Origin of the sequence: Rhodococcus sp. BP22 (assembly GCF_014281965.1) — a bacterium.
Classification (GTDB): domain Bacteria; phylum Actinomycetota; class Actinomycetes; order Mycobacteriales; family Mycobacteriaceae; genus Rhodococcoides.
Genome location: NZ_JACFTB010000001.1, coordinates 41911 through 59229, shown reverse-complemented (window position 1 = coordinate 59229; position 17319 = coordinate 41911). Strand labels below are relative to the sequence as shown.

Annotated in this window: 16 protein-coding genes; 8 read left to right on the top strand and 8 right to left on the bottom strand. The window is 61.5% G+C overall.

Annotated features, from left to right (window positions below):
- The first annotated feature begins 13 nt into the window (after positions 1–13).
- From H2510_RS20660 to H2510_RS00245, 3 genes are read left to right on the top strand one after another with little or no spacing between them, the layout of a single operon-like run.
- Complete coding sequence (locus tag H2510_RS20660) at positions 14–220, top strand: hypothetical protein (protein WP_261392658.1); 207 nt, start codon at positions 14–16, stop codon at positions 218–220.
- A gap of 38 nt (positions 221–258) precedes the next feature.
- Positions 259–519, top strand: coding sequence for a hypothetical protein (locus tag H2510_RS00250; protein ID WP_261392657.1), 261 nt, complete (start codon positions 259–261; stop codon positions 517–519).
- Positions 516–1130: an RES domain-containing protein gene (locus H2510_RS00245; RefSeq protein WP_261392656.1), complete on the top strand. Its 615-nt coding sequence runs from the start codon at positions 516–518 to the stop codon at positions 1128–1130. Before H2510_RS00250 ends, H2510_RS00245 begins: the two co-directional genes overlap by 4 nt.
- A 1389-nt stretch (positions 1131–2519) precedes the next feature.
- On the opposite strand, the gene H2510_RS00235 is transcribed toward H2510_RS00245, so the two are convergent.
- Entirely contained in the window at positions 2520–3650 is a 1131-nt protein-coding gene (locus H2510_RS00235; RefSeq protein ID WP_186626439.1) for a hypothetical protein, read from the bottom strand.
- A 659-nt stretch (positions 3651–4309) separates the two neighbouring features.
- A complete protein-coding gene (locus tag H2510_RS00230; protein ID WP_186626438.1) occupies positions 4310–4906 on the bottom strand; it encodes a TetR/AcrR family transcriptional regulator in 597 nt (198 codons plus the stop codon).
- Positions 4907–5045: 139 nt separating this feature from the next.
- On the opposite strand from H2510_RS00230, the gene H2510_RS00225 reads away from it, so the two are divergent.
- Positions 5046–5621, top strand: a complete 576-nt coding sequence (locus tag H2510_RS00225; RefSeq protein ID WP_186626437.1) for a pentapeptide repeat-containing protein — start codon at positions 5046–5048, stop codon at positions 5619–5621.
- Positions 5622–5665: 44 nt separating this feature from the next.
- On the opposite strand, the gene H2510_RS00220 is transcribed toward H2510_RS00225, so the two are convergent.
- From H2510_RS00220 to H2510_RS00205, 4 genes are all read right to left on the bottom strand, one after another.
- Positions 5666–5965 (bottom strand): Rieske 2Fe-2S domain-containing protein, encoded by a 300-nt coding sequence (locus tag H2510_RS00220; protein ID WP_186626436.1) that lies wholly within the window; start codon positions 5963–5965, stop codon positions 5666–5668.
- A complete protein-coding gene (gene nirB / locus H2510_RS00215; protein WP_261392655.1) occupies positions 5962–8475 on the bottom strand; it encodes a nitrite reductase large subunit NirB in 2514 nt (837 codons plus the stop codon). Before nirB ends, H2510_RS00220 begins: the two co-directional genes overlap by 4 nt.
- Positions 8475–8822: a molybdopterin oxidoreductase gene (locus H2510_RS00210; RefSeq protein WP_186626435.1), complete on the bottom strand. Its 348-nt coding sequence runs from the start codon at positions 8820–8822 to the stop codon at positions 8475–8477. The genes nirB and H2510_RS00210 overlap by 1 nt, the downstream gene beginning before the upstream one ends.
- Positions 8823–8957: 135 nt before the next feature.
- Positions 8958–9872, bottom strand: coding sequence for a PAC2 family protein (locus tag H2510_RS00205; RefSeq protein WP_186627040.1), 915 nt, complete (start codon positions 9870–9872; stop codon positions 8958–8960).
- 172 nt (positions 9873–10044) lie between these two features.
- Between H2510_RS00205 and metH the strand changes: the two genes are divergently transcribed.
- Genes metH through hisG form a run of 4 tightly spaced genes read left to right on the top strand, consistent with a single transcriptional unit; the run spans position 10045 to position 15483 of the window.
- Complete coding sequence (gene metH / locus H2510_RS00200; RefSeq protein WP_186626434.1) at positions 10045–13614, top strand: methionine synthase; 3570 nt, start codon at positions 10045–10047, stop codon at positions 13612–13614.
- Positions 13607–14305, top strand: coding sequence for an HAD family phosphatase (locus H2510_RS00195; RefSeq protein WP_186626433.1), 699 nt, complete (start codon positions 13607–13609; stop codon positions 14303–14305). The genes metH and H2510_RS00195 overlap by 8 nt, the downstream gene beginning before the upstream one ends.
- A complete protein-coding gene (locus tag H2510_RS00190) occupies positions 14302–14583 on the top strand; it encodes a phosphoribosyl-ATP diphosphatase (protein ID WP_179142431.1) in 282 nt (93 codons plus the stop codon). The genes H2510_RS00195 and H2510_RS00190 overlap by 4 nt, the downstream gene beginning before the upstream one ends.
- Before the next feature lie 48 nt (positions 14584–14631).
- The gene (gene hisG / locus H2510_RS00185; RefSeq protein WP_084348888.1) at positions 14632–15483 is read left to right on the top strand and encodes an ATP phosphoribosyltransferase; all 852 of its coding nucleotides are present in this window, start codon (positions 14632–14634) and stop codon (positions 15481–15483) included.
- A gap of 18 nt (positions 15484–15501) precedes the next feature.
- Here hisG and H2510_RS00180 read toward each other — a convergent pair whose 3' ends face one another.
- Together H2510_RS00180 and H2510_RS00175 are read right to left on the bottom strand one after the other, a co-directional pair.
- Positions 15502–16389 (bottom strand): thioesterase family protein, encoded by an 888-nt coding sequence (locus tag H2510_RS00180; RefSeq protein ID WP_186626432.1) that lies wholly within the window; start codon positions 16387–16389, stop codon positions 15502–15504.
- Positions 16386–17258, bottom strand: a complete 873-nt coding sequence (locus H2510_RS00175) for a RecB family exonuclease (RefSeq protein ID WP_315901141.1) — start codon at positions 17256–17258, stop codon at positions 16386–16388. Before H2510_RS00175 ends, H2510_RS00180 begins: the two co-directional genes overlap by 4 nt.
- Positions 17259–17319: the final 61 nt, after the last annotated feature.

Genomic DNA, 17319 nt, shown 5'->3' with positions numbered 1-17319 from the left:
GGGGGTGAGTGAAATGCGCGCGTCGCGCATCGAGGGTTGCCGTGTACTGCAGTTCGCTGCCGTTGGCGCATCCCGCGCTGCCGGTGTTCCCACCGACGTCTTCGACGACGTCGAATCGATCGCCCGTTCCATGACCGCGGCACTGCCCATCAGCGGCATCTACAACCAGCTCGTCGGCCCGTTCTACAACCCACCGGCCTTACCCAGTGGTGGGGCATAAGCCGCCAAGCAATCAACAAGGCTGTCGCCGCCGGCGCCGTGATCGCCTGCCGACTCGACGGAGGTCAATGGGCCTATTTCACCTGGCAATTCACGGACTCGGGAACAGTGCATCCGCGCCTGGTTCCCCTGTGGTCGACGCTGCGCGCTGCCGCTGACCCCTGGACCTGCGCAGTCTGGTTACGCAGCCCGCAGCCCGAACTCGATGGCCGCAGCGCAGCCGAGTGGATCGCCGACGGCCGCACTCACGAGATCGTCGTGGCGCTTGCCAGCGCCGACACACAACGGTGGGCTGCGTGAGCCACCGCGACACTGTCGCTCTCGGCCCGCCGCTGCGCTCGCTGTTCAGGTTCCCCGGCTGCGAGCTCACCGCCGCGCAGCCACTGATCCGTGGACACAGCACCGGGAACGGACCATGGTGGTTCGCCTCCTCCGGCAGAGGCCGCTGCGACCTGACACAGCCACACGGCACCTGCTACCTCACATTCGACGAACTCACCGCGATCCGGGAAACCGTCGGAGAGACGTTGGCGAGAACCGGGGTCGTCAGTGACGCCTTCGCCGCTACCCGATGCCTGTCTACCTTGGCCGTGCCGCACGAGCATCAGCTGGCCGACACGTGCGCGGGTACCGCCGCAGACTTCGGCCTGACCAGGGAGCTCGAGTCCATGACCCCGTACGGAGTGCCGCAAGAATGGGCGGCGGCGTTCTCGGCCACCTTCGCCGGAATCCGTTACCAGACCCGGTTCAGCACCCGGCCGAACCCCAACGCCGTCGGACTGTTCGGGGAAGCGGGGGAGGCCACCTGGTCGACCGACGCGAACCCCGAGCCGCTGGTGGCGGCCGCTCGTCGATGCGGCTTCACCGTTGCAGCCCGCCGCGATCGGTACGCATCATCCCGCCGCCCGTGAACTGACTCGGCCCGAACCAACCACCACGAGGTGCGGGCACCAGGAGAAACAATGTGATCTTGCTCGTTTGGTATCAATAGGACCCAGAAGGAGCAGACAGTGGCTGCCTCACTGCTCGGATTACTCGGCAGATGGTGATGAGCTATAACAAGACTTCATTCCCAGATTCGATCTCGATCGACGTCCTCGACAACGGGAGGACGGAACCTAGCGGCGGTCATAGGCCGGGCAAAGTGCTCGTTCTCGGACATCAGCTCGCCGATTGGAACTGTGCCCTGTACTGCTGAGACGGGCAGTAACAGCCGCAATCTGGTTCTCAACGCACTCCCCGGAACTTCCTCAACAGCGTCCGTGTGGTGGGGAACCTTCAAAAACCCTAGCCAGACCATCGGGGTGGACAGCTTGCGGCAGCTCGACATCGCTGGGCGATTTCAGGAACCAAGTGACCAGCGCACAGCAATCCGGACTGCCAGGCAGCTTTTGCATCATCGTCGCCGCTCCACCGCGAGACGGACACCACAAAGATCAACCAGCACCGAAATGCGTCGTGCGGCAACGTTGCAGGGCCACGTAAAAAGGGGCAAGAGCTGCGACGAGTATCCGTCTGCATCGACCACTGAAGGAGCGACGCGAGCAATGAACGGACGTACGTTCAACAATTGCTTCGATACTCAGAACAGGAAACCATCGGACATCACGCTGTGGGGCTCGACCGTGAACAACAGCGGCTACAGCGTATGCATGATCCCGGCTTCGCAGAACAGCAGCGCCGGGGCCCTGGCATCATGGTTTACACGAAAAACAGAATCAGGCAGGGTGATCCATTCTATATCTTGGTGAACTGACCGATTGGACAAGGCGGGGCCTGCGCGAAGATGCGCAGGCCCCGCCTCAGATTCGCCCCTGAGTGGTGTCGACCCCACTACCCGGGCAGAACCTTGCGGTCGCCTAGATCGCCCGCAAGGGTCACTACATACGTACCCAGCCGAGCATCGTAATCACCGGCACAGACCGCGGTGAGATCTTCTACTGCCGTCGTGCGAACCCACACTGAGACAACGTCTTCCTCCTCTTCGACCGCTACCTCGAAAGGTTGGCAGAAAGTCTGGAGATGAAGCCCGAGAGTTCGCTGCCCATCGTCTTGGTCGTAACTCGCGAATGAAGCCGGTTCAGGGTCAGCAATACCGCACTCGGCAACGAGAAGACGCTCATACCCCTCGCGGTCGTCTAGCCCTGCAGCGCGGCTCCACGTACCCAATTCGCCCGCGTCGGGGCGGGCGGCGGCGCATGACACCGACGCAGGATCGACTTGGACCCCCTCCTCGACATCCCCGGAGCAAGCGGCTGAGCCCAAGGCGACGACACACAGAATTGAAACGGTCCGCGAAATCACACCCACTCCCAAGTGAGTCGCCCACCAGTAATCCGAGGAATAGCTCCGAGGAAAGGGCCTGCAGTGTCGATCGACGCCGACAAGTCGTGTAGCAAGGCACCGATCGATTGAAATCTCGGACCTGCGGAATCTGCTTCGGTTTTGTCGAAAAGTACCACGCAGCCATGATGTTCGCCTTCACGAGTGTCGAACACCAAGACACTGGCATCGCGCTCTGCAATCGGAACGAATCGAGTGACGAACCGGTGGACTGGTACTGCCGCGGTCGATTGTGGCCTCCCCAGTACATCCCCGCTCGCCAAATTCCACGATCGAACCGATAGATCACGCACGCGTTCTGATTCGGTACTCGTCAAGAGAACGAGACCCGGAAGTAAAATCTGGCGTGTTTCCCCATCGAGCCTGTTCATCAGATCGAACCACCCTGCAAGCTCTGCCTGGGCATCAACAGGAGACGAGGCAGGGTCGGTCGACACTTCAGGAAGTAAGCCTTCGAGAGGGCCCGCGACACCGCTAAGTGTGTCCGCAACCTCGCGCCACGCGGCGTGCAGAGGTACTGGTGGGGTCGGACTCAGCTCGGAAGTTGCAGGGTTTTGGACATCGATGTCGGTCTCTGTCGTGGTCTCGGGCTCAACAGGTGCCGCCCGAGAACCGAAGTTGGACAGGTCGACACCGTCGACATGGCGTAGTTGCGTCAACTGGGTACGGGTCTGCGTTCTCCAGATTGCGATTTGTACGCGAGGGCGGTCACCGGAACGCGCCCGGGCTGCCACACGGATCCGCGACAGACCACCGTTCGCGCCGATCTCGCGCGAGAGAGACTCGAACCGAGTTCCGAAACCGTCCGTGACCTCAAGTGGGCCGTTGACATCGACGTCTACTTCTTCAACTGTGTCCCACTGATCGATGTCTGACCGGCTGGGAGCCGAGGCCAGGACTTCAACGCATACCTGTATGTGTCGTTCGACAGAACGATCGTTGATGTCGAAGGCTGCAGCAATCACGTTGGCGCCTTCAACTGTAGGCGTAAGCAGCGCCCCGGTTGGAGCACTTGCGGTCATCGACGTCGCTCCCTTGGCTTGGACGCGTAAGACCGGCATGGTGGTCGAGTATTCGATGCACTGCATCAATCCGAGACTACTGGGTCGGCCGCGCCCTTGACATAGGGCCGCAGCCGTTCAGCGCCGTAGTTCGATAGACCCTGGCGCAACACCTGTCGGGCATCTTCTCTTGCAAAAGAAAGGCTTTCAGCTGCGAAATTGATCGCGGGTACGTCATCAGGACACCAGCGACCCCGAGAGAAGCAGCCCGTGTGATGTTCGACTGCCTGATTCACGCGGGAAGGCAGCACCAACATTTGGAAGCCAATTGAGGCGGCCGTAGCTGCCCATCGCTGAAGGACTTCACTGTCGAGCGACCGCGCAAACTTCGACACTTCGTCCCCCTTGGTCATCGCCGCACAACGTCAACGAAATGTCTCGACTCTACGTGCCTCATTAGGAAACGAATGAGAGACGCCACCAGATAGCACTTAACCATGGAAAGCCGTGGTTGCGTAGGACGACTGGGCAGAGCAATGCGAACATCGGCTGTTGTCTTCTGGTGACCTACAGCCTCGAGTTCCTTGTCTGACAGCGCCACTGAGCTTTTCCTGACCGCGTCCTGAAGTCTCACCAGCCTTCCCGGAACTCGTTATTCGCTGCCTTTGGCCCCCCTGGTTCGTGTCTTGCGCAGTCGGAAGAGTCACCCCATCCCGGTTCGATCCGATCCAGGGGTGGGGTGAGGCTCATCGTGGGGCCAGATTTCGCAGGGCCAGGGCGAGTACACGCGGCAAATCCTCAGCCCCATAGCCTGTACCGGTCTCGCATGGTTGGTCGGCAACCAGGTGGTTGGACATGGCAAGTCCGTGCAGCATGACCCAGAGCAGTGGACCGACGTCTCGGATGTCGTCGGCGATGAGGGTGTTGCTCTGCTGCGCCTCGATGACGAGTTCCTGGAAGTATTGGTTGAAGTCGACGGCGGCCACCTCGAGCACCCCGCTCGGTTTGAACGCGTAGTCGCCTCCGAACTCGAGCCGGTAATGGTTGGGGCATTCCCAGGCGACGCGGACATAGGCAAGGCAGGCACGGAACAACGGAGTGGAGGCGGCATCGGAATTTGCTGCCGCACGCTGCATTTCAGCTCTCAAGAAGGTCAGGCTCTCGACTGCCACCGTACTCAGCAGGTCGTCCTTGTCTCGAAAGTGACGGTATGGCGCGGTACGCGATACGTCGGCGGCCGCGCCCACCGCTCTCAGTGTGACGTGAGCCGGTCCGCCCCGCGCGAGGAGTTCGCTGGCTGCGGAGATCAAAGCACGACGTGTGTCCCGGGCCCGTTCTTGCATCTCGTCAGGATAGAAGAAGGTTGACGCCGTCAACAAGCCATTGCTAGGTTGACAGCGTCAACGTGACGGTGACGGTGACGGTGACTGTCCTGATGGATGGTGGTGATTCGCCGCCATTGTCGTCCTATTCGGAGGTTCGATGACATCGACAACGCGGGCGCATCGGCTCGACTTGCTCCACTTCGATGTTGCGGCTTGGAATGCTGCTCGGGTACTTGGCAATCCGGGAAGCGTCAGCCTTGTCGACGCCGACCTGGCGGGTCGAAGCCTGGCAGGCGCGAATCTAGCGGGCGTGAACTTGACCGGCGCTGACATGTCGGGCGCCGATCTCACCGATGCCTCATTCGTGGGCGCCAATGTGACCTCGGCCGAGTTCGTGGGCGCCGACTTGTCGAGAGCCGATCTCACCGGCGCGTTCGCTCACGACGCCAACTTTGCCCGTGCGTATCTCACGCGCACCCGCCTGAGGGGAGCCGACCTGACTATGACGTTCCTTACCTGGACCTTCCTCGGGCATGCGGATCTCACTGGAGCGGACCTATCCGGCGCGTACATGACCGGCGCTTACCTCGGCGACGCCGACCTCTCGGGTGCCACCCTGATCAGTGCCTACCTTGGGAAAGCCAACCTGACGGGGGCGAAGATCGTCACCGCCATCCTGGACGGTGCCGATCTCACCGGGGCGATCATGCCGGACGGCACCTCGATCGGCTGACGGTGATCGGTATGGGGTTGGTCGCGAAAGAAATGCGGGTGCCGCTACACCTCCACCATGACCTTTCCATCGACGATTACTGCGGGATATGTTCGTACGGAGGCGATTCCGCTCGGACAGGTGCCGTCGTCGAGAGAGAACGCGTATTGATGCATCGGGCACATCACGACCGAGCCGTCGATCTGACCGTCCGCCAATGGCCCACCTTTGTGCGGGCACACCGCGTCCATGGCGCGCACACTCCCATCCTGGAGGAGGAATACCGCTACTTGCCTCCCGTCGACGATGTAGGCGCGGCCCTCACCTGGTGTCAGGTCTTCGACAGGGCCTACCGGCACGCTCATCGGACCGGTACCTGGGGGAGAGGAAGGAGCGGCAAGGACGGTGTGAACTGCGCAGGCGACTTGGGTTCGGCCCGGTCCTGCCAGGGATCCCGGTACCCGTCCACCGATGTTTGCATGCGTTGTTCGAGTCCAGCGACGATTCCGTCACCGTCCTCGACCAGAATTCGACGAAGCTCGTCCAGCCCGACCCGGGGAACCCACGCATATGTTCGCTCGAGCCACTGCGCCGTCTCTCGGTAGTGCTGGATGAATCTCCCTGCCATCCGCAGAACTTCCTCGCCGCCGACGACCGTGGCCAACAGATCGCCCTTCCTGATGTGGGCACCCGCGGCTCCGCCGACATAGAGCTCCCATTTGTCCTCGCCGACGGACACGACACCGAAGTCCTTGCACAGTGCTTCGGAACAGTTTCGCGGGCATCCGGCGACGGCCAGCTTCAGTTTGCCGGGGGTCTCGAGTCCCTGGAAGCGCTCTTCGAGTGCGATGCCCAGCGCCGTCGAATCACCGAGGCCGAAGCGGCAGAAGTCGCTGCCGACGCACGTTTTCACGGTTCGCATGCTTTTGCCGTACGCGAACCCGGACGGCATGTCGAGGTCACCCCAGACCTTGGGTAGATCCTCCTTCTTGATTCCGAGCAGATCTATGCGCTGCCCGCCGGTGACCTTGACCAGCGGAACGTGATATTTGTCGGCGACGTCGGCGATCTTGCGAAGTTGATCCGGGGTAGTGACCCCGCCCTTCATCTGCGGAACGACCGAGAAGGTGCCGTCACGCTGAATGTTGGCGTGGACGCGATCGTTGATGAAGAGCGCACCCCGTTCGTCTACCCAGTCCGGTCCCCAGATCGTTCGCAGCAAAGATGCGAGTGGCATCTTCGCGCTCGCATCTTCACGGCCACCCGCAGCGAGTTCGCGAAATACCTGCGACACCGAACGTAGGTCGCGCTCTCTGATGATGTCGATCAATTGCGGCTTTGCCAACGGGATGGACGGCACGTACCAGTCGGCGGCGGGGTCGGCGGCGACTGCGCCTCCGGCAGCGCAGGACAAGATATCGGCGACGAGGCCCTTGCAGGAACCACACCCCTTACCTGCGCGGGTCTTGGCGGTGACGTCGCTCATTGTCGTGGCACCTGCGTGAACGCAGGCGACGATCTGACCTTTGGTGACGCCGTTGCAGTTGCACACCTGGACGTCGTCGGCCAGTTCGGCTGCACCGGTTGCCGCTGTCGGGGTTCCCATGTCGAACAACATGCTGATTCGTTCCTCGGGAAGCGGAACCTTCTCGTCGAACGCCTGCGTCAGAAAGTTCGCTTTGCTGATGTCCCCGAGAAGCGTGGCACCGATGAGTTTGCCGTCGCGGACAACGACGCTCTTGTACGTTCCGCTGCGTGGTTCGTAGAACTGGACGAATTCGTCGTCCTCACGCTCCGGTCCTTTGACTCCCATTGCTGCCACGTCGACACCGGCCACTTTGAGTTTAGTTGTCAGGCGTGAACCATGATATGCCGCAGTAGGATTCGCATTGGTCAGATGATCGGCGAGGACGACGGCTTGTTCCCACAGCGGGGCTACGAGGCCGTACACCTCACCGCGATGTTGGCAGCATTCACCGACTGCGAAGATCGACCCCTCGTCCTCGCAGCGCAGTTGATCGTCCACCACGATTCCGCGTTCGATCACCAGTCCGCCCCCGCGTGCGAATTCGACATTGGGACGGATTCCGGCGGTCACGACAATCATGTCGGCGGCAAGTGAGGTGCCGTCGTTGAAGCCCACACCGGCCACTGTGCCCTCGCTGGTACGCAAGACCGAAGTTGTGCGTTTGGAGGTGTGCACACCGACGCCGAGTGCTTCGATCTTGTTGCGCAGTACCCGTCCACCGCGTTCGTCCAACTGCTGGTTCATCAGGTGGCCGGGCGAGTGCACGACATCGACGTCCAAGCCTTGCGTTCGAAGACCGTACGCAGCTTCCAATCCGAGCAGTCCGCCGCCGATCACGACCGCAGCGACGTCGTCCTGAGCCTCCGCCATCTGCAACATGCCGTTCGTGTCGGCGATGGTCCGGAATCCGAACACCCCGCGGGCGAGGCGACCGTCGCTCTCACGAAGCCCGTCCATGTTCGGAAAGAACGTGTTGCTACCGGTGGCGATGATCAGGACGTCGTACGCGACAGTTCGACCACTTTCACACACCACGGACTTGGCGAACCGATCCAGCGAGACGGCACGGTCGCCCGCATACAGCGTGACACCGTTTTCGCGATACCAGCTCATCGGATTGAGAAGCAGATCTTCGTCGTCGATGCCGGCTTCACCGGACAACACGTGCGACAGCATGATCCTGTTGTAGTTGCCGTACGGCTCGTCGCCGATCATCGTGATGTCGAACAGTGTGCTTCCGCCGCGTTTGAGGATCTCCTCGACTGTGCGTGCGCCCGCCATACCGTTCCCGACTACGAGCAACTTCCTCACGGCGGTTTTCCCGCCACCCATCGCGTCTGCACTCATCAGATCAGCACCAAACCGAAGTCGACGACGACTTCGCCGGTCGTCCCTTCCGGCGCCGCCACGACGAGCTCGAGGACGGAATCCGGATCCACGTCCTCGACGACACGAAGCGCGATGTTGACCCCGCTCTTGGAGCCCATGGGGAACATCCGCATGGGCTGCCCGTCCCTCAGCAAGGTCACGACCACCAGCTCTTCGCTCGAATTACCGCCACGAAAGTACAGCGGTTGAGCGGTAGCCCCGGATGGAACGACGAACCTGGTCGACGGATCTATCGACTCGGGCTTGCTCAGCCCGTGCCCGGTGAACGGGAAGACGCCCTGGAGAAATCGCGGTGTGCTGGCCATGACGCCACGGTGCCGCGTCGGGGTTGCACTCCCACTGCGTTGACGTTACGTAGGGGTCAGAAAGACCTCACGATGATCGTTCTGTCGCTGTGCGGTTGCGCTCGGGCCTGCAACTGCGACCCGGACCGAGTCCCGCTACAGCCCGAAGTTCCCGGGCCCCCGACGTCGAAGGTAACGCTCGAACTCGGCTGCGATGGCGTCGCCGTCGATCTTCGAGATCGCATCGCTGATGTCCACCTCGGCATCCCCGCGCTCCTCGAGCGTTCGAACGTATTCGCTGATCTCCTCGTCCTCCGCGGTCATCTCGTTGACGGCCTCTTCCCAGTCCTCGGCCTGGGAAGGGAGCTCACCGAGCGGAACTTCGATATCCAGTACATCCTCGACGCGCTGGAGTAACGCCACGGTCGCCTTGGGGTTGGGTGGCTGCGACACGTAGTGCGGCACGGCTGCCCAGAACGAGACGGCCGGAACGCCTGCCTTGACGCATTCGTCCTGAAGGACACCGGTGATGCCAGTCGGCCCCTCGTATCGAGTCTGCTCGAGGTTGAAACGCTCGGCGGCCTCGACGCTGTACGCGCTTCCCGTCACCGGTACAGGTCGGGTGTGGGGGGTGTCTGCGAGCAGAGCGCCGAGAATGACCACGGTGTCCACGCCGAGCTGCTCGATGAACTCCAGCAGGTCGTCGCAAAAGCTTCGCCAGCGCATGTTGGGTTCGATACCGCGCAGCAACACGACGTCCCGGCTGCTGCCGGGGGGCGAGCACACCGACAAGCGCGTCGACGGCCACTGTATTTCTCTCGTGACGCCCTCTACTTGTCGAATCGTCGGACGGTTCACCTGGTAGTCGTAGTAGTCCTCGGAGTCCAGCTCGGCCAACGGACTGGCATCCCAGATCAATTCCAGATGCTCGACCGCGCCACTCGCTGCGTCCCCCGCGTCGTTCCAGCCCTCGAATGCGGCCACCAGAATCGGGTCGCGCAGCGTGGGAAGCTCCGGCTCGACGTCCGAATTTTCGTCTTCGGGGACGAATAACGATGTGGAATTGGACACAGCGTCGGAGACGGCTTCGAGCAGCGCTTCTGCAGCGTTGTCTGAATTGTCGCGTTCTGTAACGTCGTTGTCGGCTGGAATATTGCCGTCGCTGTTTCGGGGACTCACCACGACAGCCTACGACCAGCCCGGCCCGTCTTGGGTATCGCTGTGTGACCACTAGGCTGTAGCAATGCCTGCGCTACACAAGACCGGTCTGCTGGAAGCGATTCGTTCGCGCGTTGTCATCGGTGACGGTGCGATGGGGACTATGTTGCAGGACGCCGAATTGACGCTCGACGACTTCATCGGTCTCGAGGGCTGCAACGAGATTCTCAACGACACCCGTCCCGATGTACTTCGTGAGATCCACCGCGCCTACTTCGATGCGGGCGCAGACGCCGTCGAAACCAACACCTTCGGTTGCAACCTTCCGAACCTGGCGGACTACGACATCGAGGATCGGATCCGCGAACTGGCCGAGAAGGGGACACGCCTCGCGCGTGAAACGGCTGACGAGATGGGCCCCGGTCGCGACGGGATGGACCGATTCGTGCTGGGCTCGATGGGCCCGGGTACCAAACTTCCGACGCTGGGTCACGCGCCCTTCGCACGCCTACGTGACGCATATACCGAGGCCGCGCTCGGCATGATCGACGGCGGTGCCGATGCAATTCTCATTGAAACCTGCCAGGACCTGCTACAGGTCAAAGCGGCAATCATCGGTAGCCAGCACGCGATGGACAAGCTGGGTGCGCGCATTCCGATCATCACGCACGTCACCGTGGAAACCACCGGCACCATGCTCGTCGGAAGTGAGATCGGCGCAGCGCTGACTGCGCTGGAGCCACTCGGTATCGACATGATCGGGCTCAATTGCGCAACTGGACCCGCGGAGATGAGTGAGCATCTTCGGCATCTGTCGAAGCACTCGAGGTTGCCGGTGTCCGTCATGCCGAACGCCGGGCTACCCACTCTGGGAGCAAGGGGAGCCGAATATCCACTGACTGCGCCCGAGCTGGCGATCGCACTGAGCGGCTTTGTCTCCGAATACGGTCTATCACTGGTCGGCGGGTGCTGCGGAACGACGCCCGAGCACATTCGTCAGGTCGCCGATCTCGTTCACGGCACCCGTCAGGCGGAGCGCACGCCCACCCCGGAACCGGGTGTTTCCTCGCTCTATTCGGCTGTGGCCTTCGAACAGGATTCCAGCATCCTGGTGATCGGCGAGCGTACAAATTCCAACGGCTCCAGGGCATTTCGCGACGCGATGCTCGCCGAGGACTACGAGAAGTGCCTCGACATCGCCAAGGACCAGACTCGCGACGGCGCACACATGCTCGACCTGAACGTCGACTACGTGGGCCGGGACGGGGCCGCTGACATGGCTGCACTCGCCAGTCGTCTGGCGACGGCATCGACCTTGCCGATCATGCTCGACTCGACCGAACCTGCCGTACTGAAAGCCGGACTGGAGCATCTCGGTGGTCGCAGCGCAGTCAACTCGGTCAACTACGAGGACGGAGCAGGCCCGGACTCGCGTTTTCAGAAGATCATGCGGCTCGTCAAGGAGCACGGCGCTGCTGTCGTCGCCTTGACCATCGATGAAGAAGGTCAGGCACGCACCGCGGAGTGGAAGGTCCGCGTCGCCGCACGCCTGATCGAGGACATCACCGGCAACTGGGGTCTTCGTCAGGAAGACATCATCGTCGACACACTCACCTTCCCGATTTCCACTGGGCAGGAAGAAGTACGACGCGATGGAATCGAAACGATCGAGGCCATCCGCCAGCTCAAGGAACTCTATCCCCGGGTGCACACCACGCTCGGATTGTCGAACATCTCTTTCGGTTTGAATCCCGCTGCACGGCAGGTCCTCAACTCGGTGTTTCTGCACGAGTGCACCCAAGCCGGGTTGGACACGGCCATCGTGCACGCATCGAAGATTCTGCCGATGAACAAGATCCCCGACGAGCATCGCGAGATTGCGCTCGATCTGGTGTACGACCGTCGATCCGAGGGATACGACCCGCTACAGAAGCTCATGCAGCTCTTCGAAGGGGTTTCGGCGGCGTCGGCGCGCGAGTCTCGTGCCGAAGAACTTGGCCGTTTGCCGCTGTTCGAGCGGCTCGAGCGGCGCATCGTCGACGGCGAACGCAACGGTCTCGAAGCGGATCTGGATGCGGGAATGAAGGAAAAGCCACCGCTGGAGATCATCAACGAAACGCTCCTGTCGGGCATGAAGACCGTGGGAGTGTTGTTCGGCTCCGGTCAGATGCAGCTGCCGTTCGTGTTGGCGTCCGCTGAGGTGATGAAGGCCGCTGTCGCGTACCTCGAACCCCACATGGAAGCGTCGGACGACGACGGCAAGGGGCGAATCGTCCTCGGCACCGTCAAGGGCGACGTTCACGACATCGGCAAGAACCTCGTCGACATCATTCTCAGCAACAATGGGTACGAGGTCGTCAACCTTGGGATCAAACAGCCGATCGCGACAATTCTGGAAGCGGCGATAGACAAGCGTGCCGACGTCATCGGCATGTCGGGACTGCTGGTCAAATCCACGGTTGTCATGAAGGACAACCTGATCGAACTCAACAACAGGGGAGTTGCCGAGAAGTTTCCGGTGCTGCTCGGTGGCGCAGCCTTGACGCGCTCCTATGTCGAGAACGATCTACAGGACGTCTACCAAGGCGATGTCCACTATGCCCGCGACGCGTTCGAGGGTCTGAGCCTGATGGACACCATCATGACGACCAAGCGTGGAGGTGGGCCGGCGCCGGACAGCCCGGAGGCGTTGGCGGCCAAGGCGAAAACGGAAGAGCGCAAGGCCCGCCACGAACGTTCACGTCGAATCGCCGAGCAGCGCAAGGCGAACGAGGTTCCTATCGTGGTGCCGGAGCGTTCGGACGTCGCGACGGATATCGAGACTCCGACTCCGCCGTTCTGGGGCACTCGCATCGTCAAGGGCGTGTCGTTGTCCGACTACTCCGAACTCCTCGACGAACGCGCACTCTTTCTCGGCCAGTGGGGTTTGCGTGGCGCGCGAAAGGGCGAAGGAGCAACGTACGAGGACCTCGTCGAGTCGGAAGGCAAACCGCGACTACGGTATTGGCTGGATCGTCTCAGCACCGACGGCATTCTCGCGCATGCTGCCCTCGTCTATGGATACTTCCCGGCGGTCTCGGAAGGTGACGACGTCGTCGTACTGACCGAGCCGCGCGTCGATGCGCCCGAACGATTCCGGTTCACTTTCCCACGTCAGAATCGTGATCGGTTCCTGTGCATCGCCGACTTCATTCGGTCGAGGGAAGACGCCACGAAATCGGGTCAGGTGGATGTCCTTCCGATGAATCTGGTCACGATGGGGCAGCCGATCGCGGATTTCGCGAACGAGTTGTTCGCTGCGGACTCGTACCGTGACTACCTCGAAGTGCATGGCATCGGTGTGCAGCTGACCGAGGCGCTCGCCGAGTATTGGCATCGTCGAGTCCGTGAGGAACTGAAGCTTTCCAGTGGTGCGAGTGTTGCGGCCGAGGATCCGACCGAGGCCGAGGGATACTTCAAACTCGAATACCGTGGTGCGCGTTACTCGTTCGGTTACGGTGCGTGCCCGGACCTCGAGGATCGCATCAAGTTGGCTGCACTTCTCGAACCCGAACGGATCGGCGTCACGCTGTCGGAAGAACTACAACTGCATCCGGAGCAGTCCACGGACGCATTCGTTCTTCATCACCCGGAGGCCAAGTATTTCAATGTCTGACTCTTCTGACCGCCGTCTGCGGGCTGTGCTGTGGGACATGGACGGAACTTTGCTCGATTCCGAGAAGATCTGGGACGTCGCGGTCGAGGAACTGTCGCTCGATCTCGGACGTGAACTGACGCCGGAGGTTCGCGAGAGCACTCTCGGAAATTCGATGCAGGACGCCCTCCGCACAGTGTTCGCCCACACCGGCACCGAGGTGACCGACCGGTCGCTGGCCACCGCAAGGAACTGGCTCACCGACCGTGTCGCTGTGTTGTTCGCCGAGGGAATCTCGTGGCGCCCCGGTGCCAAGGACGCTCTTCAGCTAGTCCGCGATCTCGGTCTCAGGTCTGCTCTGGTGACCAACACCGAGCGGGGCCTGGTCGAGTACGCGTTGGACACCGTCGGCCGTGACTACTTCGACGCCACTGTGAGCGGCGACGAAGTCGAGGCCGGCAAACCGCATCCTGCGCCCTATCTCCGCGGGGCCTCGTTGCTCGGTGTCGCTCCGGAGGACTGCCTCGCTGTCGAGGACTCACCGACCGGATCGTTGTCCGCTCATCGCGCAGGTTGTTCCGTGCTTTTTGTGCCCTCCGAACTCGCAGTAACCCCTCGTGCGGGTTATGTCGTACGCAGCTCGCTCGTCGGGCTCACCGCCGACGAACTCTCCTCGGCGTGGTGCGATGCGCGTTCTACTACTTCGTCATGAAAGAATCACAACCCGTGAAGACCTTCGAATCCCTGTTCGCCGAGCTCACCGATCGCGCCGCGACACGCCCTGAGGGGTCCGGCACCGTCGCTGCGTTGGATGCAGGCGTGCATGCGCAAGGAAAGAAGATCCTCGAAGAAGCAGGCGAAGTGTGGATCGCCGCGGAACACGAGAGCGACGAAGCGCTCGCCGAGGAGATCTCCCAGCTTCTGTATTGGGTTCAGGTGTTGATGGTGGGTAAGGGCCTCGAACTCGAAGATGTCTACCGACATCTGTGAGCTCCGCCCCGACGATTCCCGACCGACACCCCCGAACAGGAAAACTCCATGTTGCGTGTAGCAGTTCCCAACAAAGGCTCGCTCTCCGAATCCGCCGCTGAGATTCTGTCCGAGGCCGGATATCGGCGCCGGACCGACGCTCGTGATCTCACAGTCCTCGATCCAGCCAATCAGGTCGAGTTCTTTTTTCTGCGCCCGAAAGATATCGCCATCTACGTCGGCTCCGGCGAGCTCGACCTCGGCATCACCGGCCGCGACCTTGCTCTCGATTCAGGTGCCCCGGTCGATGAGCGTTTGGCCCTCGGCTTCGGACGATCCAGCTTCAGATACGCTGCGCCGGCAGGAAAAGAATGGACTGCGGAGAGCCTCGACGGACTCCGAATTGCAACCTCGTACCCGAACCTCGTACGCGCAGACCTGGCTCGTCGCGGACTCACAGCAGAGGTCATTCGACTCGACGGCGCCGTAGAGATCTCCATCCAGCTCGGTGTCGCCGACGCCATCGCCGATGTCGTGGGCTCCGGTCGTACCTTGCGGCAACACAATCTGGTCGCGTTCGGTGAGTCCCTGTGCGATTCGGAGGGTGTTCTGATTTCGCGGGCAGGTAGCGAGGACACCGACAAGGTTCGCAAGCAGTTGATCGCTCGCGTGCAGGGCGTCGTGTTCGCTCAGCAGTACCTCATGCTCGATTACGACTGCCCGAAGTCCATTCTTGACGAGGCCGTCAAGATCACGCCCGGCATCGAATCCCCGACGCTCTCACCGATGGTCGACGACAACTGGGTTGCGGTGCGGGCAATGGTGTCTCGCAAGGTGCACAACAGCGTCATGGACGAGCTGGCGGACCTGGGAGCCAAAGCTATTCTCGCTTCGGATATCAGGTCCTGCCGCGCCTTCTGACCGGGTCGGCGCTCGTCCCTACGGGCGCGGTCTGACCAGCACTGTCTGTGCGATACGTCCGATCGGCCCTCGTTCGTCGTGTAACACACCGGCAGACATTGCGAACCCATCTGGCCCGGTGGACGTTTCGGCCGAAATCCCGACCCACTCACCCTCCGGTACGCGGAAGATGTGAACGGTGAGATCGGTATTGAGGAAGGTCCACCGGTTCAGGTCGAGTTTGGCACCGATACCATTCGCGATATCGGCAATCGAGAACAGTCTCTCGAGGGGCGTCATCTCCTCGCCCAATACCAAAGCCGGTGTAGGCCTTGCCCATACCTGTCCCGGTCCGTTACCGCCCAGTTCGGTGAGCGCGAAGATCTCGATGTTGTCGAGATACCCAGACTTCCACATTCCTCCCCAGTTGTGACTTGTCCCCTCCGACAAGGGTTTCAAGGACGCGTCGGCTTGGTGGGACTCGCTCGAGGTGTCGACGGTGGTCATGCGCCACGCTGTGCCTCGGGCAACCGCGCGTTCGACACCCGCGCGGACGACACCGTCCCGATCGACTCGGTCAGGAGACCGAGCCCATAATTCGGCGACGACAAGTTCGATGTTCGCGCCTGGTCGATCGACCCAGGAACGAACCTCGATGTCCGAGATGGGCACGGGGCCGAGCAATTCGACGACGACCCGGCTCACGCGTACGTCCTCGCGCGGTGCGACGCGCTCGAGAGCGCGAACGAGCAAGGCTGACGGAGGTGCGCCGTGCTGCATGGTCGGTGCCCACAAGCTGACCGTACGACGAGTCGTGGAGAACACCTCGTTGCCCTGAGCATTGAGCCCGAGGGGCACGAAGAATGCGTCCGGCTCGTTCTGGGCAGCGGGGGTCTCGGAGTTCGGGGTGTGCTCGCTCGAGGTCACAGGCTCATCTCCGACACGAGCAGGTTCTGATCCTGAAGTTCGTCAGGCCACCCTGGATAGACCGGGGGAGTGCCACCGAACTCAGGACATACGGCCTGGTGATCGCACCACCCGCACAGTTTGGTTCGCTTCGGTCGAAAGTCGCCGGACTGCCCTGCCTCGAGAATTGCTTTCCATATCGCCGACAGCATCCGTTCGAACCGAATCAATTCTTCCTCGTCGGGTGTGTAGGTCAGCGACTTCTTGTCACCGAGGTACATCAATTTGAGCTGGGAGGGTACGACGCTGCGCATCCGCATGATCACCAGTGCGTAGAACTTCATCTGGAAGAGAGCCTTGGCCTCGGTGAACTCACGAGGAGACTTGCCGGTCTTGTAGTCGACTACGCGGATCATGCCGTTGGGTGCAACATCGATTCGATCGATGAATCCGCGAAGTGGAGTGCCGTCGGCCAGTTCGATCTCCACTCGTTGTTCACAGGACTCCGGATCGAATCTGGTCGGATCTTCCATCTCGTAGTACCCGGCCACCAGAGCCCGCGCTTGGTCGAGAAGTGTCTCGCGATCCTTATCTTCGAACAGTGCGTGCAGTTCCGGTGATTCTTCGAGCACACGATCCCACGCGGGGGATACCAGCTCGACCGCAGTGTCGGAATTCCTTGCCTCGGTTGGCATTGCGTACAGCGCTTCGAGTGCAGCGTGAACGACGGTTCCTTTGACCTGAGCTGTGGTCGACTTCTCTGGAAGACGATCCACTGCTCGAAATCGGTAGAGCAAAGGACACTGTTTGAAGTCGTTCGCGCGGGAGGGTGACAGTGCGGGCCTACTCCGACGCGGACGTGACTGCGCCGGCAATTCCAAAATACTCACATAGGGCAGGGTAAGCCCCTGCCCCGACAGAATCGGGGAAGGCCGTAGTCTGGGCGGTCGA

Excerpts from the sequence above, each read along its gene's own strand:
- H2510_RS20660 (WP_261392658.1), top strand. The coding sequence starts at position 14 with ATGCGCGCGTCGCGCATCGAGGGTTGCCGTGTACTGCAGTTCGCTGCC.
- H2510_RS00235 (WP_186626439.1), bottom strand. The coding sequence starts at position 3,650 with ATGCAGTGCATCGAATACTCGACCACCATGCCGGTCTTACGCGTCCAA.
- H2510_RS00230 (WP_186626438.1), bottom strand. The coding sequence starts at position 4,906 with ATGCAAGAACGGGCCCGGGACACACGTCGTGCTTTGATCTCCGCAGCC.
- H2510_RS00225 (WP_186626437.1), top strand. The coding sequence starts at position 5,046 with ATGACATCGACAACGCGGGCGCATCGGCTCGACTTGCTCCACTTCGAT.
- H2510_RS00220 (WP_186626436.1), bottom strand. The coding sequence starts at position 5,965 with ATGAGCGTGCCGGTAGGCCCTGTCGAAGACCTGACACCAGGTGAGGGC.
- nirB (WP_261392655.1), bottom strand. The coding sequence starts at position 8,475 with ATGAGTGCAGACGCGATGGGTGGCGGGAAAACCGCCGTGAGGAAGTTG.
- H2510_RS00210 (WP_186626435.1), bottom strand. The coding sequence starts at position 8,822 with ATGGCCAGCACACCGCGATTTCTCCAGGGCGTCTTCCCGTTCACCGGG.
- metH (WP_186626434.1), top strand. The coding sequence starts at position 10,045 with ATGCCTGCGCTACACAAGACCGGTCTGCTGGAAGCGATTCGTTCGCGC.
- H2510_RS00195 (WP_186626433.1), top strand. The coding sequence starts at position 13,607 with ATGTCTGACTCTTCTGACCGCCGTCTGCGGGCTGTGCTGTGGGACATG.
- H2510_RS00190 (WP_179142431.1), top strand. The coding sequence starts at position 14,302 with ATGAAAGAATCACAACCCGTGAAGACCTTCGAATCCCTGTTCGCCGAG.
- hisG (WP_084348888.1), top strand. The coding sequence starts at position 14,632 with ATGTTGCGTGTAGCAGTTCCCAACAAAGGCTCGCTCTCCGAATCCGCC.